This is a genomic window from Millisia brevis NBRC 105863, from assembly GCF_001552615.1.
Lineage (GTDB): Bacteria > Actinomycetota > Actinomycetes > Mycobacteriales > Mycobacteriaceae > Millisia > Millisia brevis.
In genome coordinates this window covers 116,885-134,444 of record NZ_BCRN01000012.1, presented here as the reverse complement: position 1 = coordinate 134,444, position 17,560 = coordinate 116,885, and the positions used below count along the sequence as shown (strand labels likewise).

Here is a 17,560-nt window from a genome sequence, read left to right as displayed (position 1 = left end):
GGGGAATGAGCGGACCGGTGGGTGCCACGCGCCCCCGGGCGCGCCGACGATTCGGCCCGTTTCGGGCGTTGGTTCTGACACTGCTGGTCGTGCCGCCGGTGCTGATGGTGGTGCTCGGAGTCTCGGGCTACTTCCTGTTCACCCGCTCCCACCAGGATCCGGTTCGGCCGGTCGACGCGATCGTCGTCCTCGGGGGCGAGCACGACGGCCGCGAACAATACGGACTCGACCTCGCCGAACAAGGCATCGCGGACACCGTCGTCATGTCGAATCCTTACAGCCCCAACGACAAGACGATGACGCGCTTCTGCGATTCCGGCACCGACCGCATCACGGTGATCTGCTTCCGTCCGTCACCGTCGACCACCGCCGGCGAGGCGATGGAGGTACGCGACCTCGCCGCCCAACGCGGGTGGACGTCGGTGCTGGTGATCAGCTGGCGGTATCACCTGCCGCGGGCGAAGTACATCTTCGGGCAGTGCTTCGACGGTACGACGGTGATGCGCGCCGTGCCGCGGTCGTACCCGTTCTCGTTGCTGGACTGGGAATTTACCTATCTGTACCAGTACGGCGGGTTTGTCCGGGCCTTCACCGGGACCGGCTGCTGAGCTACCGCATCGTCAGCTGGAAGCGCAGGGTGTAGCCACCGCGAACCGCGAGGTATCCGAGCATCATCGTGGCGGCCGCAGCGATCAGCACCATCGCCGCAAGCAGCGCGGTGCGCACGAGGCGCCGCAGCGGATCGGTGACAGGCCGATCCGGTGGACGGTCGCCGAGGATCGCCGAGAGCGGGGCGGCCGCCGCGAGCAGCCCGAACAGCAAGGGCGCGACGGTGTCACGGTCGGTCATCGCCCAATACGCCCGTGGATTCGGGTCGCTCAGCGCCCATACCGCGCCGAAGAGCGCGCCGCCGATCACCGCCAGCCCGGCGCCGCCCCAGAGGGCGCCGAACCGTCCGACCACCATCGCCTGGATCACCGCACCGACCGCACCGCCGAGGGCGATCAATGCCAGCTGCTCGATCGCCACCTGGCCGATCATCGAGTGTCCGGTCGGGGAGATCGGTCGGGGCGCAGTGGCACCGGGCGCGCGACACGGCGGACGGGACCGGTAGCCGCGTCCGGACCCGCGGGATCGGTCCACTCCGACCGGAGGGAATCCGTCGGCGAACCGTTCCGTCCCGGACCGGTGATCCGCACCGGACCTGTCGGTGCGGAATGCAGTTCGTCGGACCCCCTCCGGTCGGAATCGGTGATCCGCGAGCCGATCCACAGGCCGACAACGAAGACGGTGGCGGTCGCGATCGCTGTCACCGCCAGATAGGTGACCCCGCGCCAGGCGGTGGTCTCCATGACCCCCGGCGTCACCAACAGTCCCAGCCCGGTGGCGGCGGCCCCCGCGCCGAGCAACAACGCCCGCAGCATCGACCGCGCGGAGTGGCCGGTCCGCCCGGCGGGCAGGCCGACCGCGATACCGGCCACCAGAGCGCCGATCACCCCGGCCGCCAACGCCGAACGGAGCGGTCCACCCCAGGCCTGCGGCCAGGCGAGGGTGAGGAGATAGGTACCGCTGCTGCCGAGGGCTCCGCCGACGGCGGTGGGCAGGAGGCGGGCTAGCGCCGACGCGGCGGGCACCGGTCCGAGCGTAGCGAGCCCGGCCGGCAACGGGCCCGCCGCGAGGCGCAGGTCACCCCGAACGTCAGGGATTGTGGCCCGGCTGTGTCCGGGTTGTTGTGGTTTCGTCGGACGCGTCGTCGCTGGGGCGACCCGGCCGGTAGCGCGTCGTACTCGGTTCGAGGGTCGCCGCGGTGGTCGGCTCGGCCTCCGCGGTGCGGCCGGCCCGGGTGGTGGTGGGGCCGTCCTCGGTGGTCGACGCGTCGGCGGTGGTGGTGGCCTCCTGACCGCTGGGCACGACATTCGGATCGATGCTGCGCGGCGGCGGCGCGAGGTCGGCCATCTGCCAGGTCGGCGACGGCGGCACCGTGATCGGGGCGGCGGTCGGTGTGGCGGTGATCGCCTGCGAGACCGCGGTCGGATCCGATACCAGCGCCGGGGGTGAGATGTGCTTGGGCGTGGTGTCGAACAATCCGGTGACCCCCGCCAGGACCGCCGCGCCGATCAACAGGCTCGCGCCGGCGATCACGCCACCGGCGACAGTGCGGTCGCGCGTCATGACGCCGTCACCGCCACGCCGAGAGCACCGGGATCAGCGTCTCGGCGATCAGCGTGCCGACATCCACAAAAACGTCCATGGGCATTCCGATCGGATCGGGAACGTCGAGGTCTTCGCGGGCGACGGTATTACGTACGCGGCTCCACTGGGCCGGATCGGACTCGCCGGTGACCTCCAGGAGTCGAGCGGCCTCGACGAGCGTGAACGTGCGATGCAATTGGCGCGGCGCCATCTCGAGGATCTTGTCCCGATGGCTGCGCGTCATCGTCAGAACCAAATCGCCGGCCGACGCGATCGGCGGCGTCAACCGGCGGGCGACGAACCCGTTCGGGTCGCCGCCCAGGTCCAGCAGGACGCGCGCGGCCTGCGATTCCATGGCGTGACCGACCACCGCGCGGGTCCCGGCGCTCTCGGCGGTCAAGGGAAGCCCCTCCTGCGCGGCCCAGGCCAGCGCCAATCGCTCGGCCAGCGGCGAGCGACAGATATTTCCCGTGCACACGAACACGAGATGTTTGGGGGCGTCGTACATGGGCGGGAGTCTAGGCCGGTCGGGTCGCCGCCGCCCGGTCCGGTGCGACCTACGGCACACCGACCGGTACGGGGGTTTTCCGGTGCGCGAAGATGTCACATCGTCGGGCGTCGTGCCTGGCAGAGCCGTCGCGACGGGGCCGCCGTCAGCCACACCCGGGCATCGGAACGCGCCGGACGGTGACGGATCCGGCCGGCTGTCGTTACTATCCCGTTGTACTCCCGTCCGGGACGGAACGGTCCGAACTGCTCGGTCCCGTGCGGGGACGGTAGTCGGGAGGGATCTGCCGAATGTCGTCGGCGGGCGCGGTGCCGATACTCGGACCGGCTGAGCTGCACGGCACTCGGTAGGGGGCGGGAAGTAATGGTGGACGAGGCATGAACTCGATACTCGGTGTGTCGGTGGGGGCCAGTGCTGTTCGCATGGCCCGGCCGGCGTTCGACAGTGCGGTTCACGCGGACGGTCCCTTTCAGTTCCGGTCCGTGCCGGTGGGCAACGCCGCGCCCGAGGAGGTCGCGGCGGACGCGATCGTCGCCGTGGTCGAGGGGGATTCCCCGCACTCGATCGGTGTGGCCTATCGGGACGACCGTCAGGCCGCCGGACTGCAGCGTGCTCTCGCTCGGCGCCGGATCACCAACTACCGACTGATCCCGGAATCCGCCGCTGCGCTCCACCATCTGCATACCTCCGGACGCATCGAGCCGGCCGGCCTGATCGCCCTCTACGACCTGGGCGCCTCCGGCACCTCGGTGCGCATCGTCGACAGCGCCGATGGGCGTGTGCTGGCCGCCGAGCGCAGCACCGAGGTCCACGGCGACCGCTTCGACCGGCTGATCCGTGACGAACAGCTCGCGAAGCAGACCGGCCCCCTCGACGCCGCCGCGCTGCACGAGCTCGAGGTGCGGTGCCGCCAGGCCAAGGAACAGCTCTCGTCGAGCGGCGCGGTCTGCGTGCCGGGCCCGGCCGGCCTGGTGCTGCTCTCGCGCGAGACGCTCGAGGCGATCCTCGCCGTTCCGATCGAGCGCACCGCCCGCCTGACCAAGCGACTGATCGAAAGCGTGCCGCGCGACGTCGACAACGTCGCGGTCATCGGCGGCGGCGGTCGTATCCCGCTCGTTCACGCGACCCTGTCGAACTGGCTCGGCATCCCGATCGTGATGCCGGCCGAACCCGAACTGGTCGTCGCCCGCGGCGCGTCGTTGTTGGCGGCTCCGGTGACCAACCCCTATCGGGTCGGCGCCCCCGCCGCGGCTCAGCGTTCGCCCGCCCCGTTCCCGCCCCCGCCGATCGTCTCGCCGGGTGCGGGCACCGCCGCCTCCGGCGCCGGAGTGCACGAGGGACCCCGCGCGACCGGTCTCGGCGAGGCGCGTCCGGTCAGCGCGATGGGCGCCCCCAACGGATCGGCGCCGGTCGGCCCCCCGGCCGATCACCACGCCCACCCGGCGGACGACTCCGGCCTGCCCGCGCGCAATGGTGCGCCCGACGACGCCCGTGCCCGTGTGGCCGACGACCCTCGTGCCCGTGCGGCTGACGATGCTCGCTCCCGTGTGGCCGACGACGCGGCCGGCCGGTCGACCGATGGCGACCGGACGATGCGGGAGCCCGACGCGCGCGGCGGCCAACCGCTGCCGGTCGACGATCTCGGCCGGGGCGCCGCGGCCTTTGCCGCCGGGACCTTCCCGCCGCCGTCGCGGGCCGAGGCGACCGACGACGCCGACGTCCGTCGGGACGAGACTTACGCCCGCTCCGACGCCTCCGCTCGTCCCGAGACGTACGGCAATCCCCGCACGTACAGCCGCCCCGAGGCCTATCGCCCCGCAGACGCCTACCGGCAGCCCGATCCGTACGCCCAATCGGACCCGTACGTCCGCTCGGACCGCAACGCCGCGTCCGATCCGTATGCCCACTCGGACCGCAACGCCCCATCGGGCCCGTACGCCCAGCCCGACCCGCACAGCCGGCCCGACTCGTACAGCCAGGCCGCGAGCCGACAGACCGAAGCGATCCGGCCGCCCGACGCGGGCCCGTCCACGCAATCCCGGTCGACCGGGCAGGCCGGGCAGACCAACGGATTGCACGGCCTCGGCCCGGTGCCGGTACCGCCGGTCGTTCTGCCGCCGCCACCGGTGCGGCTCGGACCGCCGCGTTCGGCCGATGCGCCCGCCGACGGCGACGCGACGCCGACCGAGCAGCCCGGCACGACCGCCCTCGTCGTCGCCCCCGATTACGGCTATGACGGTCCCTATCGCGACCCGGATGCCGAGGTGCCCGATGTGCGCGGCGCGGCGGCGACCGATGCCGACCCGACCGCCTACCTGCCGGTGCCCTCCGATCCGAGCCGATCCGACGTCGGGGAACCGGGCGGCCGCGGCTCCTGGGATCCGGTGGGCGTCGAGGCGATGGCGGCCGCACATCCGATCGACTTCGGACCGGCCGGCGAGCCGTCGATGGGCCCGGCCGATCCGGGGTCGGGCGGCGAGCCGCCCGCGTCGGCGTGGGACCCGACTGCCGAGACGGGCGGCGAACCGGAAGGGGGCCCGCGCCGCGCTGCCGGCGCCGAGCATCCCGACTGGTTGTCGACTCCGGACCTCGGCGTCCGCAAGCGCACCGGACGCCGCAAAATCCACGCGGCGACCGTCGTCGTCGGTGCTCTGGCCGCGGCGACCGCGATCGGTTTGGCCTTCGGCGACACCGGCAATCGGTCGCCGGAGCAGACCGCAACCGCGGTGACCGAGCAGGAGACGACCGTCGGCAGCGCATCGACCACCGGGGAGACCACCACGCTCGTGGTCACCACGACGACCGAGGCGCCTCCGCCTCCGCCCGCTCCCGAGCCCGAGCCCGCGCCGGTCTACACCCAGGCACCGGCCTATACGCCGCCGCCGGTCTACGTCCCGCCCGCTCCGGCTCCGCCGCCGGCACCGGTCATCGAGATCCCCGGCCTGCCGCCGATCGTGGTGCCGACCCTGCCGCCCATCCAGCTGCCGCAGCTGCCCGGCTGATCGGGCGGACCGCACGGTGGGACCGCCGGGCGATCCCACACCGCCGGGTGATCCCACCGTGGGGCACCCCGCTGGGATCGGCTCAGCAGCCCTCCAGCGCCGACCGCAGATACCCGGCGGTCTGGTACACGTAGTTGACCGCCCAGATCCCCGGCGGAATGTCGGTGGGGCTCGGCGCCATCAGAATCTCGCCGTCCCAGCACTTCTCGAGGATGTGACGGGCGCGCTCCGTGTGCGGGAGGAAGGTGATCGCGATGATCGACGTCCATCCCTCCGCCGCGGCGCGTCGGGCGATCTCGCGGCCCTCGCCCCGGGTTTGGTACGGCACCGGCCGGAAGCAGCTGACGCGAAAGCTGTACTCGCCGTCGCAGATTCCGCGCATGAACTGGTCACTCGGCGGATAGGCGTCGGTGAACACCACCTGGGGCGCCAGGCCCTGTTCCGCCAACTGCAGGCCGTACTGCTCCCGGCCGTCGTGCGCGCCGCCGAGCACGACGATCGCGTCGACCGGGTGCAACTGGTCGCGGGGCGGATCGACGTAGACCGGCCAGCCGGCCGCCGCGATCAGCGCGAGAATCACGATGCCGGCCATCAGGCGCCGCAGCAGGCGCAACGATCGGAGCGCGTCCGACCGGTTGTAGACCCCGTTGATCACCGTCGAACGGGCTCCACGACCGCGGATCGGTAGACGTCGGCGAGCCGTGCCGCCACCGCGTCGATCGAATGGGTCTCCACGATCGCCTCTCGGGCGGCCGCTCCCATCCGGGCCCGCATCGGTGCGTCGGCCAGCAGGGTGCCGATCGCATCGGTCAGGGCCTCGATCGACCGATCGACCACCAGGCCGCCGCCGTACCGCGCCACCGTGGGGGCCAGGCCGTTGTCGTCGAGGACCACCACCGGCAGCCCGACCGACATCGCCTCGAGCACCGACATCGGATACGGCTCGTCCACCGACGGCAGCACGTATACGGCGGCCTCGCGCATCCGAGCGGCGGTCGCGGTCTGCTCGAGCGCGCCGATCCAGGTGATCGCGTCGCCGAATCCCGAGGCGTCGATCATCCGCTGGACGGCGTCCATCTCGCCTTCGTCCGGGCCGATCAGGGTGAACCGTGCCCTGGCTCCGGAGCGCAGCAGCGCCACCGCCGCCTCGACGAAGGCCGTCGGCCGCTTGCGCGCGTGCATGCGGCAGAGCATGACCACCTCGGGCACGACATCCGCGCGGCCGGGGTCGGCGGGCTGGTCCGGGGTCACCCCGTTGATCAGATGGGTATAGGGCAGATCGGGACCGGCGACCGCGATCAGGTTCGCGTGCTCGGTGTCGTTGAGGTACAGGATCCGATGCGCCCGCCGCAGCAGCGGCAGGGTCAACATCCGGTCGAGCGGCTTGGCGGCAAGCTTGTCGGACGGGTCGATCATCCCGTGGGATTGCAGGACGACCGGAAGCCCCGCCGCGGCGGCTGCCGTCCCGATCGGCAGCGTGACGAGGTCGCGCGCTACGTGCACGTGGACGACGTCGAAGTCCCGGCGCCGGCGCAGGAACCAGGCGACCATGCCGGGAGCCGACAGGCCCGCGAAGCCGATACCGGGTAGCGCGGTCACCGCGCGGAAGCCGGCGATCGGTACCCCGTCGCGTTCGGTGGGCGCGGGATGGGCGGCGTCGTAGCCGCGGACCGCCGCGGCGACGGTGGCCGCATGCCCCAGCCGGGTCAGGGCGGCGGTCTGGTTGAACGCGACCCGCTCCGGGCCGCCGTAGGCAGCGTCCGGGCTGATCAGGGTGACGATCTGCAGGATGCGCAGGCGGTCGGGGTTCGCGGTCACCGGCCGACCTCGCCCGCGCGCGGCGCGAGCACGGTGGTACCGGCCGGAACGTCGGCGGTGACCAGCGCGGTCGCACCGACGACCGCGTCCGTCCCGACGGTGACGCCGCGCAGCACGGTCGCGCGCGCGGCGACCCAGGCGCCGTCCTCGATGACGATCGGCGCGTTGTCGAATTCGAAGGTGGGTGAGCGGCGATCGTGGCTGCCGGTGCACAGCAGCACCGCCTGCGAGATGCACACATCCGAGCCGATCGTCACCGGTTCGAGGTTGAGGATCCAGGTGTCCTCACCGATCCAGGTGTCGGCGCCGACGGTCAGCTTCCAGGGCCAGTGGATCCGTACCCGGTGCCGGATCAGCACGTTGTCGGCGATCGTGGCGCCGAAGGCCCGCAGGATGGCCACCCGCACGCGGCCGGGGCACCACCAGCGGGTCAGGACCAGTCCCGATACCGCCAGCCACAGCGCCTGGATGTGAACCGGGCGGCCCTTGTCGTATCCCGCGCCGGTGAATCCGGCCAGCGACCTGCGGGCCGGGCGTACCGTCGATGAGCGACCGGACCCGGCGCCCGACGTCGCGGGGGTTGCCGGCGGCGCCGCCGAGCCGAGGGAAGACCGGGGCTGATCCTGCGAGGCGATGATGACGTTCCTCCGTATCGAGGGAAGCGGGTCGAGAGCGGCGAGCGGGTCGAACAAAAACCGTCCAGTTGCACGGTACCGCGCCGGAAGTAGCGGTGGAGCCCGTGACAGCGATGGAGATCCGGAACGATAGGATAATTTTCAACGCCAACTCGGGGGAATGGTGATCGATATGGGCCGGGACCGCTGGGAAGACGCCTACTGCTGGCATATCCAGGCAACGTTCGGAGCGGTAGCCGCCTCGCGGGTCCCGGAGGTGGTCACGCGGTGGGTGGACCACTGCTTCACCGGACGTTACCGACCGCGCGTGCGGATTCTGCTTGCCACCCGCGCGGGCACGCCGATCGAACCCGATCCGCACCAGCCCGCCGCGGACTGGCCGCTGATCCGCATCGACGACGACGCCGCGCACGCCGCGCGCATCTACAACTGGTTCGGCTCCCTGGGTCGACGCGACTCCGACGAGATCCTGTTGGTGGTCGCGGAGAACTCGTTGGCGGTGAATTACTCGCACAAGTTCGGGGACGAGGCGACGATCTACCCGATCACCCGCCGACTCTGGCTGGAGTTGTCCGGGCGGGACCCGGAGTTGGCGCCCGCTCTGCTGCCGGACGACGAGCGGGTCGGATCCGCGCGGATCGTGGCGGCCGCGACGCGATTGGCCGCCGGCCATCCCCGCGAGACCCTCGCCGCGGTGCGCCGACTCGGCGCGCGAACCGCCGGCGGACGTCTGGGCCGCGACGACGGGCATACCGCGGCCGACGAACCCGCGGTCACCGGGGGTTGGGTGCTCTTCGCGCGGGTGCTGGCCCCGCCGAGCAGTCGCAGCGGGCGACTGCCGTCGATCCCGTTCTTCGCGCACCTGTTGACCGCCCTCGACCTGCCGCCCGAGGTGCAGCACAGCATCCTGACCGACCTGCGCCCCTACTCGCCACTGCTCGCCGGCCGCGCCGGCAACGCGATCGGGCCGATCTCGTTCACCACCGATCCGCGGGTCGACGATCCGAACGAGTTGGCCGCCGATCTGGCGCGGCGGGTGCGCAGCGGCGAGAGCCTGGTGCGGGTCGCCGCCGGCATCGTCGCGGGGTCGGTGATCGCGGCCCGAGCGAAGCTGCGGGGTCGGCCGGTGGGCGACCCGTCGGCCGGGGATCGGCTGACCACCAGTTGCTCCCATGTGCGGCTGCCGGAGGGACAGGACACCACCGACGACACCGGCGGTATCCCCCGAATGGCGGGGATGATGGCGCCGGTCCCGCACCGGCTGACGATCAACACCCGCGAGACCGCCGGGGTCTCCGATATGACCTTCGGCTATCTCGGTTCGGAGATCACCGTCGACCGGGTCCACGACGCGCTGAAGGCGGTCGAGGTGAGCCTCGACACACGCATCGTGTCCATCGACTCGTTCCCGTATCGGCAGGTCGGATTGCCGACGGAGGACGTTGCGTAACAAAAACCGGTGATCGGGACGATCCCGGTTCGGATCGCACCCTCCTTTCGGGTCGCATGACGTACCGCGCCCACAAAACCGGTCCGCTAGACTGTTCCGGGTTCAGTGATGCAGGCCGTTACGGACCGTAACAGCTATCGGGGACGCATCGTCGGGGGTGCCGACTCCACGCGTACGCGCGCGTGAAGACGAGAGCATCGAAGGGCGGTGAGCGGCGTGGCGGCTCGTGGCTGGCGAATGATCGCGAGCACGGGTGATCAGGTGCTGTCCTCGGTCAGCAACGCGGTGATCCTGCTCGCGATGGCCGCGGCCTCGTCTGCGGAGGCCTTCGGTGCCGCGGTGCTGGTCATGTCGATCATCATCGCCGCGCTCAGCTGCGTGCGCGGCTTCCTCGGCTCACCGCTTCTGCTGATGTCGGGCAGACCCCGCGAGGAGATCGCCGAGGAGTCCGACTATGCGCTGTGGATGGCGCTGCTGATCGGCCTGGTGGTCGGCGCGGTCGCCTTCGTCATCTCCTGGATCCTGGCCGAGCCGTTGGTCGGCCTGGCCTATGCCTTCGCCGTTCCGATGCTGCTGACCCAGGACATCCTGCGGTTCACCGCGATCGCCGACGGGCGCCCCGAGGAGGCCTTCGTCAGCGACCTGATCTGGGCGGTCGCCTCGTTGGGTGTGTACGGCGCCGTCATCATCAACCGAAACCTGCTGACGATCCCGGACATGGTGGGCATCTGGGGTGTCGCCGCCGGCGTCGCCCTGCTGTACCTGGTCGTGCGGCTGCGGGCCCGCATCAGGGTGCGCGGGATGCTCGACTGGGTGCGCGCCACCCTCTCGCACCGCATCCGCTACGGCATCGAACACGGCTTCGACCAGGTCGGCGCCATCGCCGTCGTCACGGTGGCCACCGCCTTCATCGGGACGGTCGCCGCCGCGGCCCTGCGCGGCGCCGGCGTGCTGCTCGGCCCCCTCGCGGTGGTGATCACCGCCCTGCCGCTGGTCTTCATCCCGGAGGCGCGCCGCGCGGGCCACGACGAACGGCAGATGTGGTCGAGCCTGCGGTACGCGGCGTGGATCTCCTCCTGTCTGGCGATCACCGTCGGCTTCCTCGGGCCATTGCTCCCCGAACAGATCGGCCGCCTGCTGCTCGGCGAGTCCTGGCAGCACGCGATCGTCGTCCTGCCGATGCTCGGCGTCGAGTACGCCGCGATCTGTTGGCTCGCCGCCGCCCTGAACTTCTACCTCGCCCGCAACGACTCGGTCACCCTGCTGCGCCTGCGCGTCTCCCAGACCGCGCTGGTGATCATCGGCTGCACCGCGGCCGCCGCGCTGACCCACAGCGTGATCGCCGTGGCGTTCGGACTGGCGGGCTCCTCGGCGCTGGTCGCGCTGGTCGCCTGCTGGATGGTCGAACGTCAACTGCGCATCGCGCGCCGCGGCGGCGACGCGGAGCCGGTCATCTCCGAGGAGCAGCTGGCCGCCGCCGCCACCGAACACGCGGTTCCCCCGGTGGGAAGCGCGCCGGAACTGGCCGGGCAGGCGAGATGACCCTGTTGCCCGCGGTTGTCGACCGGCGGGCCGTAGCGCGCACCGCCCCGCTTCGGCCCGGAGGCCGACCGCCGAAACGACCGGCCCCGCCCTCGTCGAATGTGCCGGAGCTCTGGGGTGCGGTGGTCGCGATCTGGGTGGCGGCCGTCCTGGTGGTCATCGCGCCGACGATCGTCATCCTGGCCAGCCCCGACCCCGACCACGGGCCCTGGTATCTGCCGTTGATCATCACCACGATCGCCGGCGCCCGCTACGCGTGGATCATCGGCGAGGGCTACCGGCGCCTGGTCGAGATGTCCTTCTGGGTGTTCACCTACGTGTTCATGGGGTTGGCGCCGATCGCGCAGTTGCGGATGCAGGCCGATACGCCCACCACCCCGCGCATCGACCATTCGCTCGACGGCCGCACCGTGCTGCTGATCACCGTCGGCCTGATCGCCTTCCTGGTCGGCCTGCAGATCGCCCGGCTCGTCTGGCCCCGGCTGCCGCGGGCGCTGGTCGAGGTCGATCAACGCGAGCAGGCGATCAACCTGCCCCGTGCGGTTTTCCTGTCGCTGTTCGCCCTGGCCGTCAACGCCTACTGGGTCAGCTCGGTCGGCGTCGGGTCGCTGTTCGCCAGCCGATTCGAGGCGATCGCGCAGGCGCAGTCCGCGCTGGGCGAGGGCTTCGTGACCGCGATCATCTCGGCCACGGCGATGATGTCGCTGCTGGTCTCGTTCATCGCCACGGTCAAGTACTACGTCGCTGCCGAGCGCAAGGATCGTCTGCTGCTGGCCCTGATCGTGGTGCTCGGATTGACCCTGCTGATCACCGTCAATCCGATCTCGAGCGCCCGCTACCTCTTCGGCACCGCGGCGCTGGCGGTGACCGCACTGTTCGGGCTCTATGCCACCAAGGGCCGGTTCCGGACCGTCGCGATCCTGGCGGTCGTCGGGCTGGCGCTGATCTTCCCGTTCGCCGACGCCTTCCGCTACAGCTCGTCCGGTCAGTTCAAATCGACCGACCCGCTGCAGTCGCTGGCCTCTCCGGACTACGACGCCTTCCAACAGGTCAACAACACGATCCACTACGTCGACTCGCACGGCACCACCTCGGGTAAGCAGGCGCTCGGGGTGATCCTGTTCTGGGTGCCGCGCCAGTACTGGGAAGACAAGGCCACCGACACCGGGGTGCTGCTGGCCAAGGATCGGCAGTACCAGATGGAGAACCTCTCCGCGCCGCTGTGGAGCGAGCTCTACATCAACGGCGGGTGGCCGATTCTGATCCTCGGCATGATGGTGGTCGGACTGATCGCCGGGGTGCAGGACCGCCGCATCGAACGCTCCCTGCTGCACGCGCGCGCCCCGACGATCCTCGCCTGCATCCTGCCGTTCTATCTGATCATCCTGCTGCGCGGTTCCCTGCTGCAGGCGATGTCCTTCCTGGTGATCATCGTCGGCAGCGCGATTTTCGTCTCCCAATGGCGGTGGCTGCGCATCCCGGCGGCTCGCCGGGCGACGCCGGTGCGCGCCCGACGGATGCTGACCGCGCCACCGGCCGATCGAAAGCCGGGGGTGGGTCGATGACCGCCCCGAACCCGGCGCCGACCCGGCGACCGAGCCGCGCCGGCCGGCTGCTGCGCCGGCTGGTGACCGTCCGCCCCCGCGTTCTCGACCTGCTCATCCTGGTGCTGATCGCCGCTCTGGTCGCCGGCACGGTCGCGCTGATACGGCGCTCCGATAGCGAGCAGGAGCGTGCGGCCGCCGCTGCCGCCGCCGCGCAGGAACCGATCTCCGCCGAGCCGGTCGATCGGGATCCCTTGCCGGCGGTCCTGTGGATCGGCGACGGATACGTCACCGGCTCCGCCGAGATCGGCCCGGCCACCGCCTACCCGAGCCTGGTCTGTCGCCGGCTCGGTTGGTCGTGCAATGTCGACGCCCAGGACACCACCGGCTTCCTCAACCCGGGTAATCCAGGCGCCGTCGGGGGATTGCCGACCGCGACCTTCGGCGACCGACTGCCCGCCACGGTCGACAACTTCTACGGCGACATCATCGTCGTCGACGGCGGCCACGAGGACCTGTCCTATCCGACCGATCAGCTCGGCGCGGCGATCGACAGCTACCTGCGATCGGTGCGCGCGGCCTGGCCGGCGGCGACGGTCCTCGTCGTCGTGCCCGAGGCGATCGGCTACGGCCCCGATCCCGGCTACTACCAACTGTCCGCGGCGATCGACGCCTCGGCGGCCGACGTCGGCGCCACGGTGATCGACCCGATCGCGCTCGGCTGGTTCGGGGATATCGCCGATCGCTCCACCCTGGTGTCCGCCGACGGTCGGTCGCCCAGCGCGCTGGGCAACGCCTACCTCGCCGGCCGGTTCGAATCCGAATTTGTCGCTCTCGGTCTGGCCCCGCCCGGCACCGACCGGCCCCAGACCGTCGACATCGACTCCGGCACCCCCGTCCAGTTCGGGGCGGGACAGACCACCGATCCGGCCGCGCCGCCGGCGGCTGCCGACGGGACGGGGCAGATCACCGCGGACGGGGTCTCGGGCTCCACCTCGGGCCCCGCCGACACCTCGGGCGCTGCCGACATCTCGGGCTCCGCCGATACCTCGGGCTCCGCCGACGCAGCGGGACAGAACTCGATCGAAACGGAGGGCCCGTGAACCCACGGCAGTTCGTCGACACGATCGGCGCCCATTGGCGCCTGGCGCTGGTCCTGACCCTGATCGGGTTGTTGCTCCCGATCGGCTGGTCGCTGTCCACCGAACCGGAGTACCGGTCGTCGGCGCGGATCTTCCTGACCACCCCCGGCGGCCGCGGCGCGCCGACGACGCTGAGCACCGCCGGTACCAGCCCCTACGAGGGCGACCAGTTCTCCCGGCAGCGAGCCCAGACCTATGTGCGGTTGGTGGCCGGCGACGACTTCGCCGCGCGGGTGGCCGACCGACTCGGCCGCCCCGACCTGGCGGGCACGGTGTCCGACGCGGTCTCCGCCCGGGTCATCCCCGACACCGTGTTGATCGAGGTCGCGGCGGTGACCACCGATCCGACCGAGGCGCGCGATGTCGCCGCGGCCGCCACCGACCAGCTATCCGACGAGATCCGAGCGCTGGAGACGCCGACCGGGATGCGGGTGCCGACCGTCGACCCGACCACCGTCTCGTCGGCCTACGTGCCGACCGAGACCAATGGGCCGCGCACCGGTTATCTGACCGCCCTCGGCGGCTCGGTCGGACTCGCCGCCGGGGTGACCGCCGCGGTCTTCGCCGCGCGACTGCGACGCACGATCGATCGACCGGAGGACGTCGTCGAGGTGCTCGGCCGGCCGGTGCTCGGGTCGATCCCGCATACCGGAGTGACCTCGACCGCCCCGTACGACGAGCTGCGCTACAACCTCGAATACCTCGACCCCCACTTCACCTCCGGTGTGTTGCTGGTCACCAGCACCCGCGCCGAGGAGGGCAAGACGTCGGTGGTCACCGGGCTCTCCCGGGCATTCGCACAGACCGGAAAGTTGGTGGTCACCGTCAATGGCGACTTGCGCAACCAGGCGGGCGGCGAGGTGATCGGCCTGACCAACGTGATCGCCGGGGACCTGCCGGTCGGCCAAGCCCTGGTCATCGACCCCGATATCGGGCTGGCGGTGCTGCCGAGCGGACCGGCGCCCGCCGAACCGGCGACCGTGCTCGAGTCCGCGGAGTTCGGCCGGATGTTCCAACAATTGCGCACGGTCTTCGACGTCGTCATCGTCGATTCCCCCGATTTGGCCCGGTTCGACGATGCTCGCGTCCTCGCCGCCCACAGTGATGCGGTCCTGTTGGCGGTTTCAACCGGTATTCTCGGACGCGACGAACTGGTCGGAGCCAAGGCTGCGCTCGACAGTGTCCGCGCACCGTTGGTCGGTGCCGTAGTCACGAAGGCGGATCGCGGCCGCGACGGATCGCAGGCGCATTTCGGATATCGCGGCCCACGCGCAGGCACGGGAGCGCAGGCCACGGAAACGGTGAGCACATGAGGAATTTGATCAATCTCGTCTTCAGGCACCAGTCGATCTGGATCCTGGTCGGTTGCCTGCTGCTCGGCGGCGCGGGCGGCTGGGCGTTGGCCAAGGCCACCCCGGCGACCTATACCTCGACCACCCAGCTGTTCATCGGCTCACCGGCCGCCGGCGATTCCGCCGGCCTGTACCAGGGTGACCTGTTCTCCCAGCAGCGCGCCGCGACCTATGCGCAACTCTTCGGCGGTGACGATCTGGCGACCAAGGTCATCGACGATCTCTCGCTCGATACGACGCCCGTGGAACTGGCCGAGCAGGTCTCGGCCAGCGCCGTCGATCGGACGGTCCTGCTCGACGTGACGGTCACCGCCGATTCGGCGCAGGGCGCGGCCGATATCGCCAACGCCTACGCGGCCAACTTCGCCCGCTACGTCGGCCAGCTCGAGAACCCGGAGGGCGGCAGCGCGCCGAATACCCAGGTCTCGGTGGTGCGCCGGGCGGAGGCCCCCGAGGCGCCGTCCAGCCCGTCCGTCGGCCTCAACGTCGCCGGCGGCGCGGTGCTCGGCCTCGTGATCGGCGGGGTCGTCGTCTGGATGCGGCGGCGCTTCGACACCACCGTCCACGACGTCGACAATGCCGCCGATCTGGTCGACGCCGCCGGCCTGGGCCTGCTGCCCGCCGACCCCGACCGCGAGGTGTCGCTGCTGCGGTTGCCGCAGCAGGCGTCGACCCCATACGCGGAGGCGCTGCGGAAACTGCGCACCACGATCCAGTTCACCGACCCTCAGCATCCGCTGCGTCGGATGGTGGTCGTCGGCGCCGACGAGGGGGACGGGGCCCACGCGGTCGCCGCCCATCTGGCGCTGATGTTCGGTGAGGTGGGTCGGCGTGTGGTGCTCGTCGACGCGGACATGCGGACCGCGCCGCTGAACATCTACCTGCCCGCGGATGCGCGCACCGCCAACGACGCCGACGCCACCCGGGGGCTCAGCGACGTGCTGCACGGCACCGCGAGCATCGAGGACGTCGTGGTCCCGCTGGCCGACGGACGCTTCGAACTGTTGCCCGCGGGCTCGGCGACGTCCGGTCCCGCCGAGGACATCGCGTCCCCGGCGATGAGCCGGCTGATCGCCGACCTGCACGCCCGGTACGCCTACGTGATCCTGCTCGGGGCGGCCGCCGCCGAGTACACCGACGCGGCGGTCCTCGCGGTCAATACCGACGGCGTGATCCTGGTGGCCCGCGCCGGCAGCACCGACGACGCGGCGTTGACCGAGGCCGGCGTCGCGGTCCGATCCGCCGGTGCCCGATTGCTCGGTGTCCTGCTGACCTCCGGACTGCGCGCAAAGGTCGCCAAGCAGCCCCGCGTCGTGCAGCGCACCCCGCTGCCCGCGGTCCAGAATTCCCGGTCGCGGTCCACGGCCGGAACCGAGCTCGACCGCCGCCCCGAGGCGGACGCCCGCCGCGCGGGCCTGGAGAACCTGCACCGGGTCCGCCAGGCCTACGCCGCCGGCGACGGCCGGATCGGCGTCAACGGCGTCGGCGTGAACGGTGTGGGTGGCAACGGTCCCGGCGACCCGGTCCATGGTGGTGTCAACGGCGCCAACGGAACGCCCGCCGGACCGGGCATCAACGGTGTCGGTGCGGCCGCCGGCGCGGGCGGGCACGGCGACGGCACCTGGTGGCCGCAGGCCGAGACCCAGCGCGACGGCGGCGCCCGCGACGTCGGCTACGCGAACGGGCAGCCGGTCGGCGCGGCGTCGTCCGAACCGCCGTCGCGGGAACTCGCGCGCCTCGACCCGATGCGCTGGTCGCCCGATGACACCGCGGCCCGGCAGGTCCCGCCGACCCCCGTCGACGACTCCGCGATGACCGAGCCGATCTCGATCCAGAAACGACCGGACGATATGGCCGGACGCGACGGATGGGGTCCGATCGCCCGCGACGGTGCGGGCGATTCCGGGATGCGCTGGTCGCCGTCGGTCGGCGGTGCGCGGGCCGCTTCGATGCGGTCGACCAATGGCCACGCCTACTCGGATCATCACGACGTCATCGACGCCGAGGTGGTCGACGTCGAGGAGGAGGGTCCAACCGGCTGGCGCACCACCTATGTGGCCCCGCGGGAGGGGAATGGCGCCCACCGCGCCCCGTCCGGGGAGTTCGCGACCGTGACGGAGGGGACCGGCGGATCGTCGGGCACCCCCAACCCGTCGGAGGCGGCGCGCTCGGCCGGCTACCCGGGTCTCGACCCGGCCGGTTACCAGAGTGGCGCTCGCCCCGCGGCCGGCGACACCACCCCGGCCGCCGCCGGTCGTGAACCCGCCGGCCCCGATCGGGTGGGACCGGGTCGCGGCGGAGCGGACCGCGGATCGACCGGCGGCGATGACGACACGGTCGCGATGGGCAGCCGACGGAGCGGGAGCTAGTTCGT

15 protein-coding genes are annotated in these 17,560 nt (G+C 71.5%); 8 read left to right on the top strand and 7 right to left on the bottom strand.

Annotation, left to right across the window (positions count from 1 at the left end; all coding sequences use genetic code 11):
• Positions 1-5 precede the first annotated feature (5 nt).
• Entirely contained in the window at positions 6-608 is a 603-nt protein-coding gene (locus MB1_RS16895; protein WP_066909841.1) for a YdcF family protein, read from the top strand.
• Between the two features lies 1 nt (position 609).
• Here MB1_RS16895 and MB1_RS16890 read toward each other — a convergent pair whose 3' ends face one another.
• The 4 genes from MB1_RS16890 to MB1_RS16875 all read right to left on the bottom strand — a co-directional run bounded on the left by MB1_RS16890 (position 610) and on the right by MB1_RS16875 (position 2,701).
• Positions 610-1,041 (bottom strand): hypothetical protein, encoded by a 432-nt coding sequence (locus tag MB1_RS16890; protein ID WP_066909838.1) that lies wholly within the window; start codon positions 1,039-1,041, stop codon positions 610-612.
• The gene (locus MB1_RS16885; protein WP_066909834.1) at positions 1,038-1,634 is read right to left on the bottom strand and encodes a CrcB family protein; all 597 of its coding nucleotides are present in this window, start codon (positions 1,632-1,634) and stop codon (positions 1,038-1,040) included. The genes MB1_RS16890 and MB1_RS16885 overlap by 4 nt, the downstream gene beginning before the upstream one ends.
• A gap of 64 nt (positions 1,635-1,698) precedes the next feature.
• Positions 1,699-2,172, bottom strand: a complete 474-nt coding sequence (locus tag MB1_RS16880) for a hypothetical protein (RefSeq protein ID WP_066909831.1) — start codon at positions 2,170-2,172, stop codon at positions 1,699-1,701.
• Between the two features lie 7 nt (positions 2,173-2,179).
• On the bottom strand, positions 2,180-2,701 hold the full coding sequence (locus MB1_RS16875) for an arsenate reductase/protein-tyrosine-phosphatase family protein (RefSeq protein ID WP_066909828.1): 522 nt from the start codon (positions 2,699-2,701) through the stop codon (positions 2,180-2,182).
• Between the two features lie 377 nt (positions 2,702-3,078).
• Between MB1_RS16875 and MB1_RS26835 the strand changes: the two genes are divergently transcribed.
• Positions 3,079-5,703: a DUF7159 family protein gene (locus MB1_RS26835; RefSeq protein ID WP_084352016.1), complete on the top strand. Its 2,625-nt coding sequence runs from the start codon at positions 3,079-3,081 to the stop codon at positions 5,701-5,703.
• 82 nt (positions 5,704-5,785) lie between these two features.
• On the opposite strand, the gene MB1_RS16865 is transcribed toward MB1_RS26835, so the two are convergent.
• Genes MB1_RS16865 through MB1_RS16855 form a run of 3 tightly spaced genes read right to left on the bottom strand, consistent with a single transcriptional unit; the run spans position 5,786 to position 8,039 of the window.
• Positions 5,786-6,358, bottom strand: coding sequence for a YdcF family protein (locus tag MB1_RS16865; RefSeq protein ID WP_245650230.1), 573 nt, complete (start codon positions 6,356-6,358; stop codon positions 5,786-5,788).
• Positions 6,355-7,521, bottom strand: a complete 1,167-nt coding sequence (locus MB1_RS16860; RefSeq protein ID WP_218000259.1) for a glycosyltransferase — start codon at positions 7,519-7,521, stop codon at positions 6,355-6,357. Before MB1_RS16860 ends, MB1_RS16865 begins: the two co-directional genes overlap by 4 nt.
• The gene (locus MB1_RS16855; RefSeq protein WP_066909988.1) at positions 7,518-8,039 is read right to left on the bottom strand and encodes an LbetaH domain-containing protein; all 522 of its coding nucleotides are present in this window, start codon (positions 8,037-8,039) and stop codon (positions 7,518-7,520) included. Before MB1_RS16855 ends, MB1_RS16860 begins: the two co-directional genes overlap by 4 nt.
• 277 nt (positions 8,040-8,316) lie before the next feature.
• Here MB1_RS16855 and MB1_RS16850 point away from each other — a divergent pair, with 277 nt between their 5' ends.
• The 6 genes from MB1_RS16850 to MB1_RS16825 all read left to right on the top strand — a co-directional run bounded on the left by MB1_RS16850 (position 8,317) and on the right by MB1_RS16825 (position 17,555).
• A complete protein-coding gene (locus tag MB1_RS16850; RefSeq protein ID WP_066909822.1) occupies positions 8,317-9,606 on the top strand; it encodes a hypothetical protein in 1,290 nt (429 codons plus the stop codon).
• 237 nt (positions 9,607-9,843) lie between these two features.
• Positions 9,844-11,148, top strand: a complete 1,305-nt coding sequence (locus MB1_RS16845; RefSeq protein WP_157084122.1) for an MATE family efflux transporter — start codon at positions 9,844-9,846, stop codon at positions 11,146-11,148.
• The gene (locus MB1_RS16840) at positions 11,145-12,713 is read left to right on the top strand and encodes an O-antigen polymerase (protein WP_157084121.1); all 1,569 of its coding nucleotides are present in this window, start codon (positions 11,145-11,147) and stop codon (positions 12,711-12,713) included. Before MB1_RS16845 ends, MB1_RS16840 begins: the two co-directional genes overlap by 4 nt.
• The gene (locus tag MB1_RS16835) at positions 12,710-13,795 is read left to right on the top strand and encodes an SGNH/GDSL hydrolase family protein (RefSeq protein WP_066909813.1); all 1,086 of its coding nucleotides are present in this window, start codon (positions 12,710-12,712) and stop codon (positions 13,793-13,795) included. The genes MB1_RS16840 and MB1_RS16835 overlap by 4 nt, the downstream gene beginning before the upstream one ends.
• The gene (locus MB1_RS16830; RefSeq protein WP_066909810.1) at positions 13,792-15,147 is read left to right on the top strand and encodes a tyrosine-protein kinase domain-containing protein; all 1,356 of its coding nucleotides are present in this window, start codon (positions 13,792-13,794) and stop codon (positions 15,145-15,147) included. The genes MB1_RS16835 and MB1_RS16830 overlap by 4 nt, the downstream gene beginning before the upstream one ends.
• Complete coding sequence (locus MB1_RS16825) at positions 15,144-17,555, top strand: tyrosine-protein kinase domain-containing protein (RefSeq protein ID WP_084352014.1); 2,412 nt, start codon at positions 15,144-15,146, stop codon at positions 17,553-17,555. Before MB1_RS16830 ends, MB1_RS16825 begins: the two co-directional genes overlap by 4 nt.
• The last annotated feature ends 5 nt before the right edge of the window (positions 17,556-17,560 follow it).

Coding starts and splice junctions, on each gene's coding strand:
- MB1_RS16895 (WP_066909841.1), top strand. CDS start 6: ATGAGCGGACCGGTGGGTGCCACGCGCCCCCGGGCGCGCCGACGATTC.
- MB1_RS16890 (WP_066909838.1), bottom strand. CDS start 1,041: ATGATCGGCCAGGTGGCGATCGAGCAGCTGGCATTGATCGCCCTCGGC.
- MB1_RS16880 (WP_066909831.1), bottom strand. CDS start 2,172: ATGACGCGCGACCGCACTGTCGCCGGTGGCGTGATCGCCGGCGCGAGC.
- MB1_RS16875 (WP_066909828.1), bottom strand. CDS start 2,701: ATGTACGACGCCCCCAAACATCTCGTGTTCGTGTGCACGGGAAATATC.
- MB1_RS26835 (WP_084352016.1), top strand. CDS start 3,079: ATGAACTCGATACTCGGTGTGTCGGTGGGGGCCAGTGCTGTTCGCATG.
- MB1_RS16850 (WP_066909822.1), top strand. CDS start 8,317: ATGGTGATCGATATGGGCCGGGACCGCTGGGAAGACGCCTACTGCTGG.
- MB1_RS16845 (WP_157084122.1), top strand. CDS start 9,844: ATGATCGCGAGCACGGGTGATCAGGTGCTGTCCTCGGTCAGCAACGCG.
- MB1_RS16840 (WP_157084121.1), top strand. CDS start 11,145: ATGACCCTGTTGCCCGCGGTTGTCGACCGGCGGGCCGTAGCGCGCACC.
- MB1_RS16835 (WP_066909813.1), top strand. CDS start 12,710: ATGACCGCCCCGAACCCGGCGCCGACCCGGCGACCGAGCCGCGCCGGC.
- MB1_RS16825 (WP_084352014.1), top strand. CDS start 15,144: ATGAGGAATTTGATCAATCTCGTCTTCAGGCACCAGTCGATCTGGATC.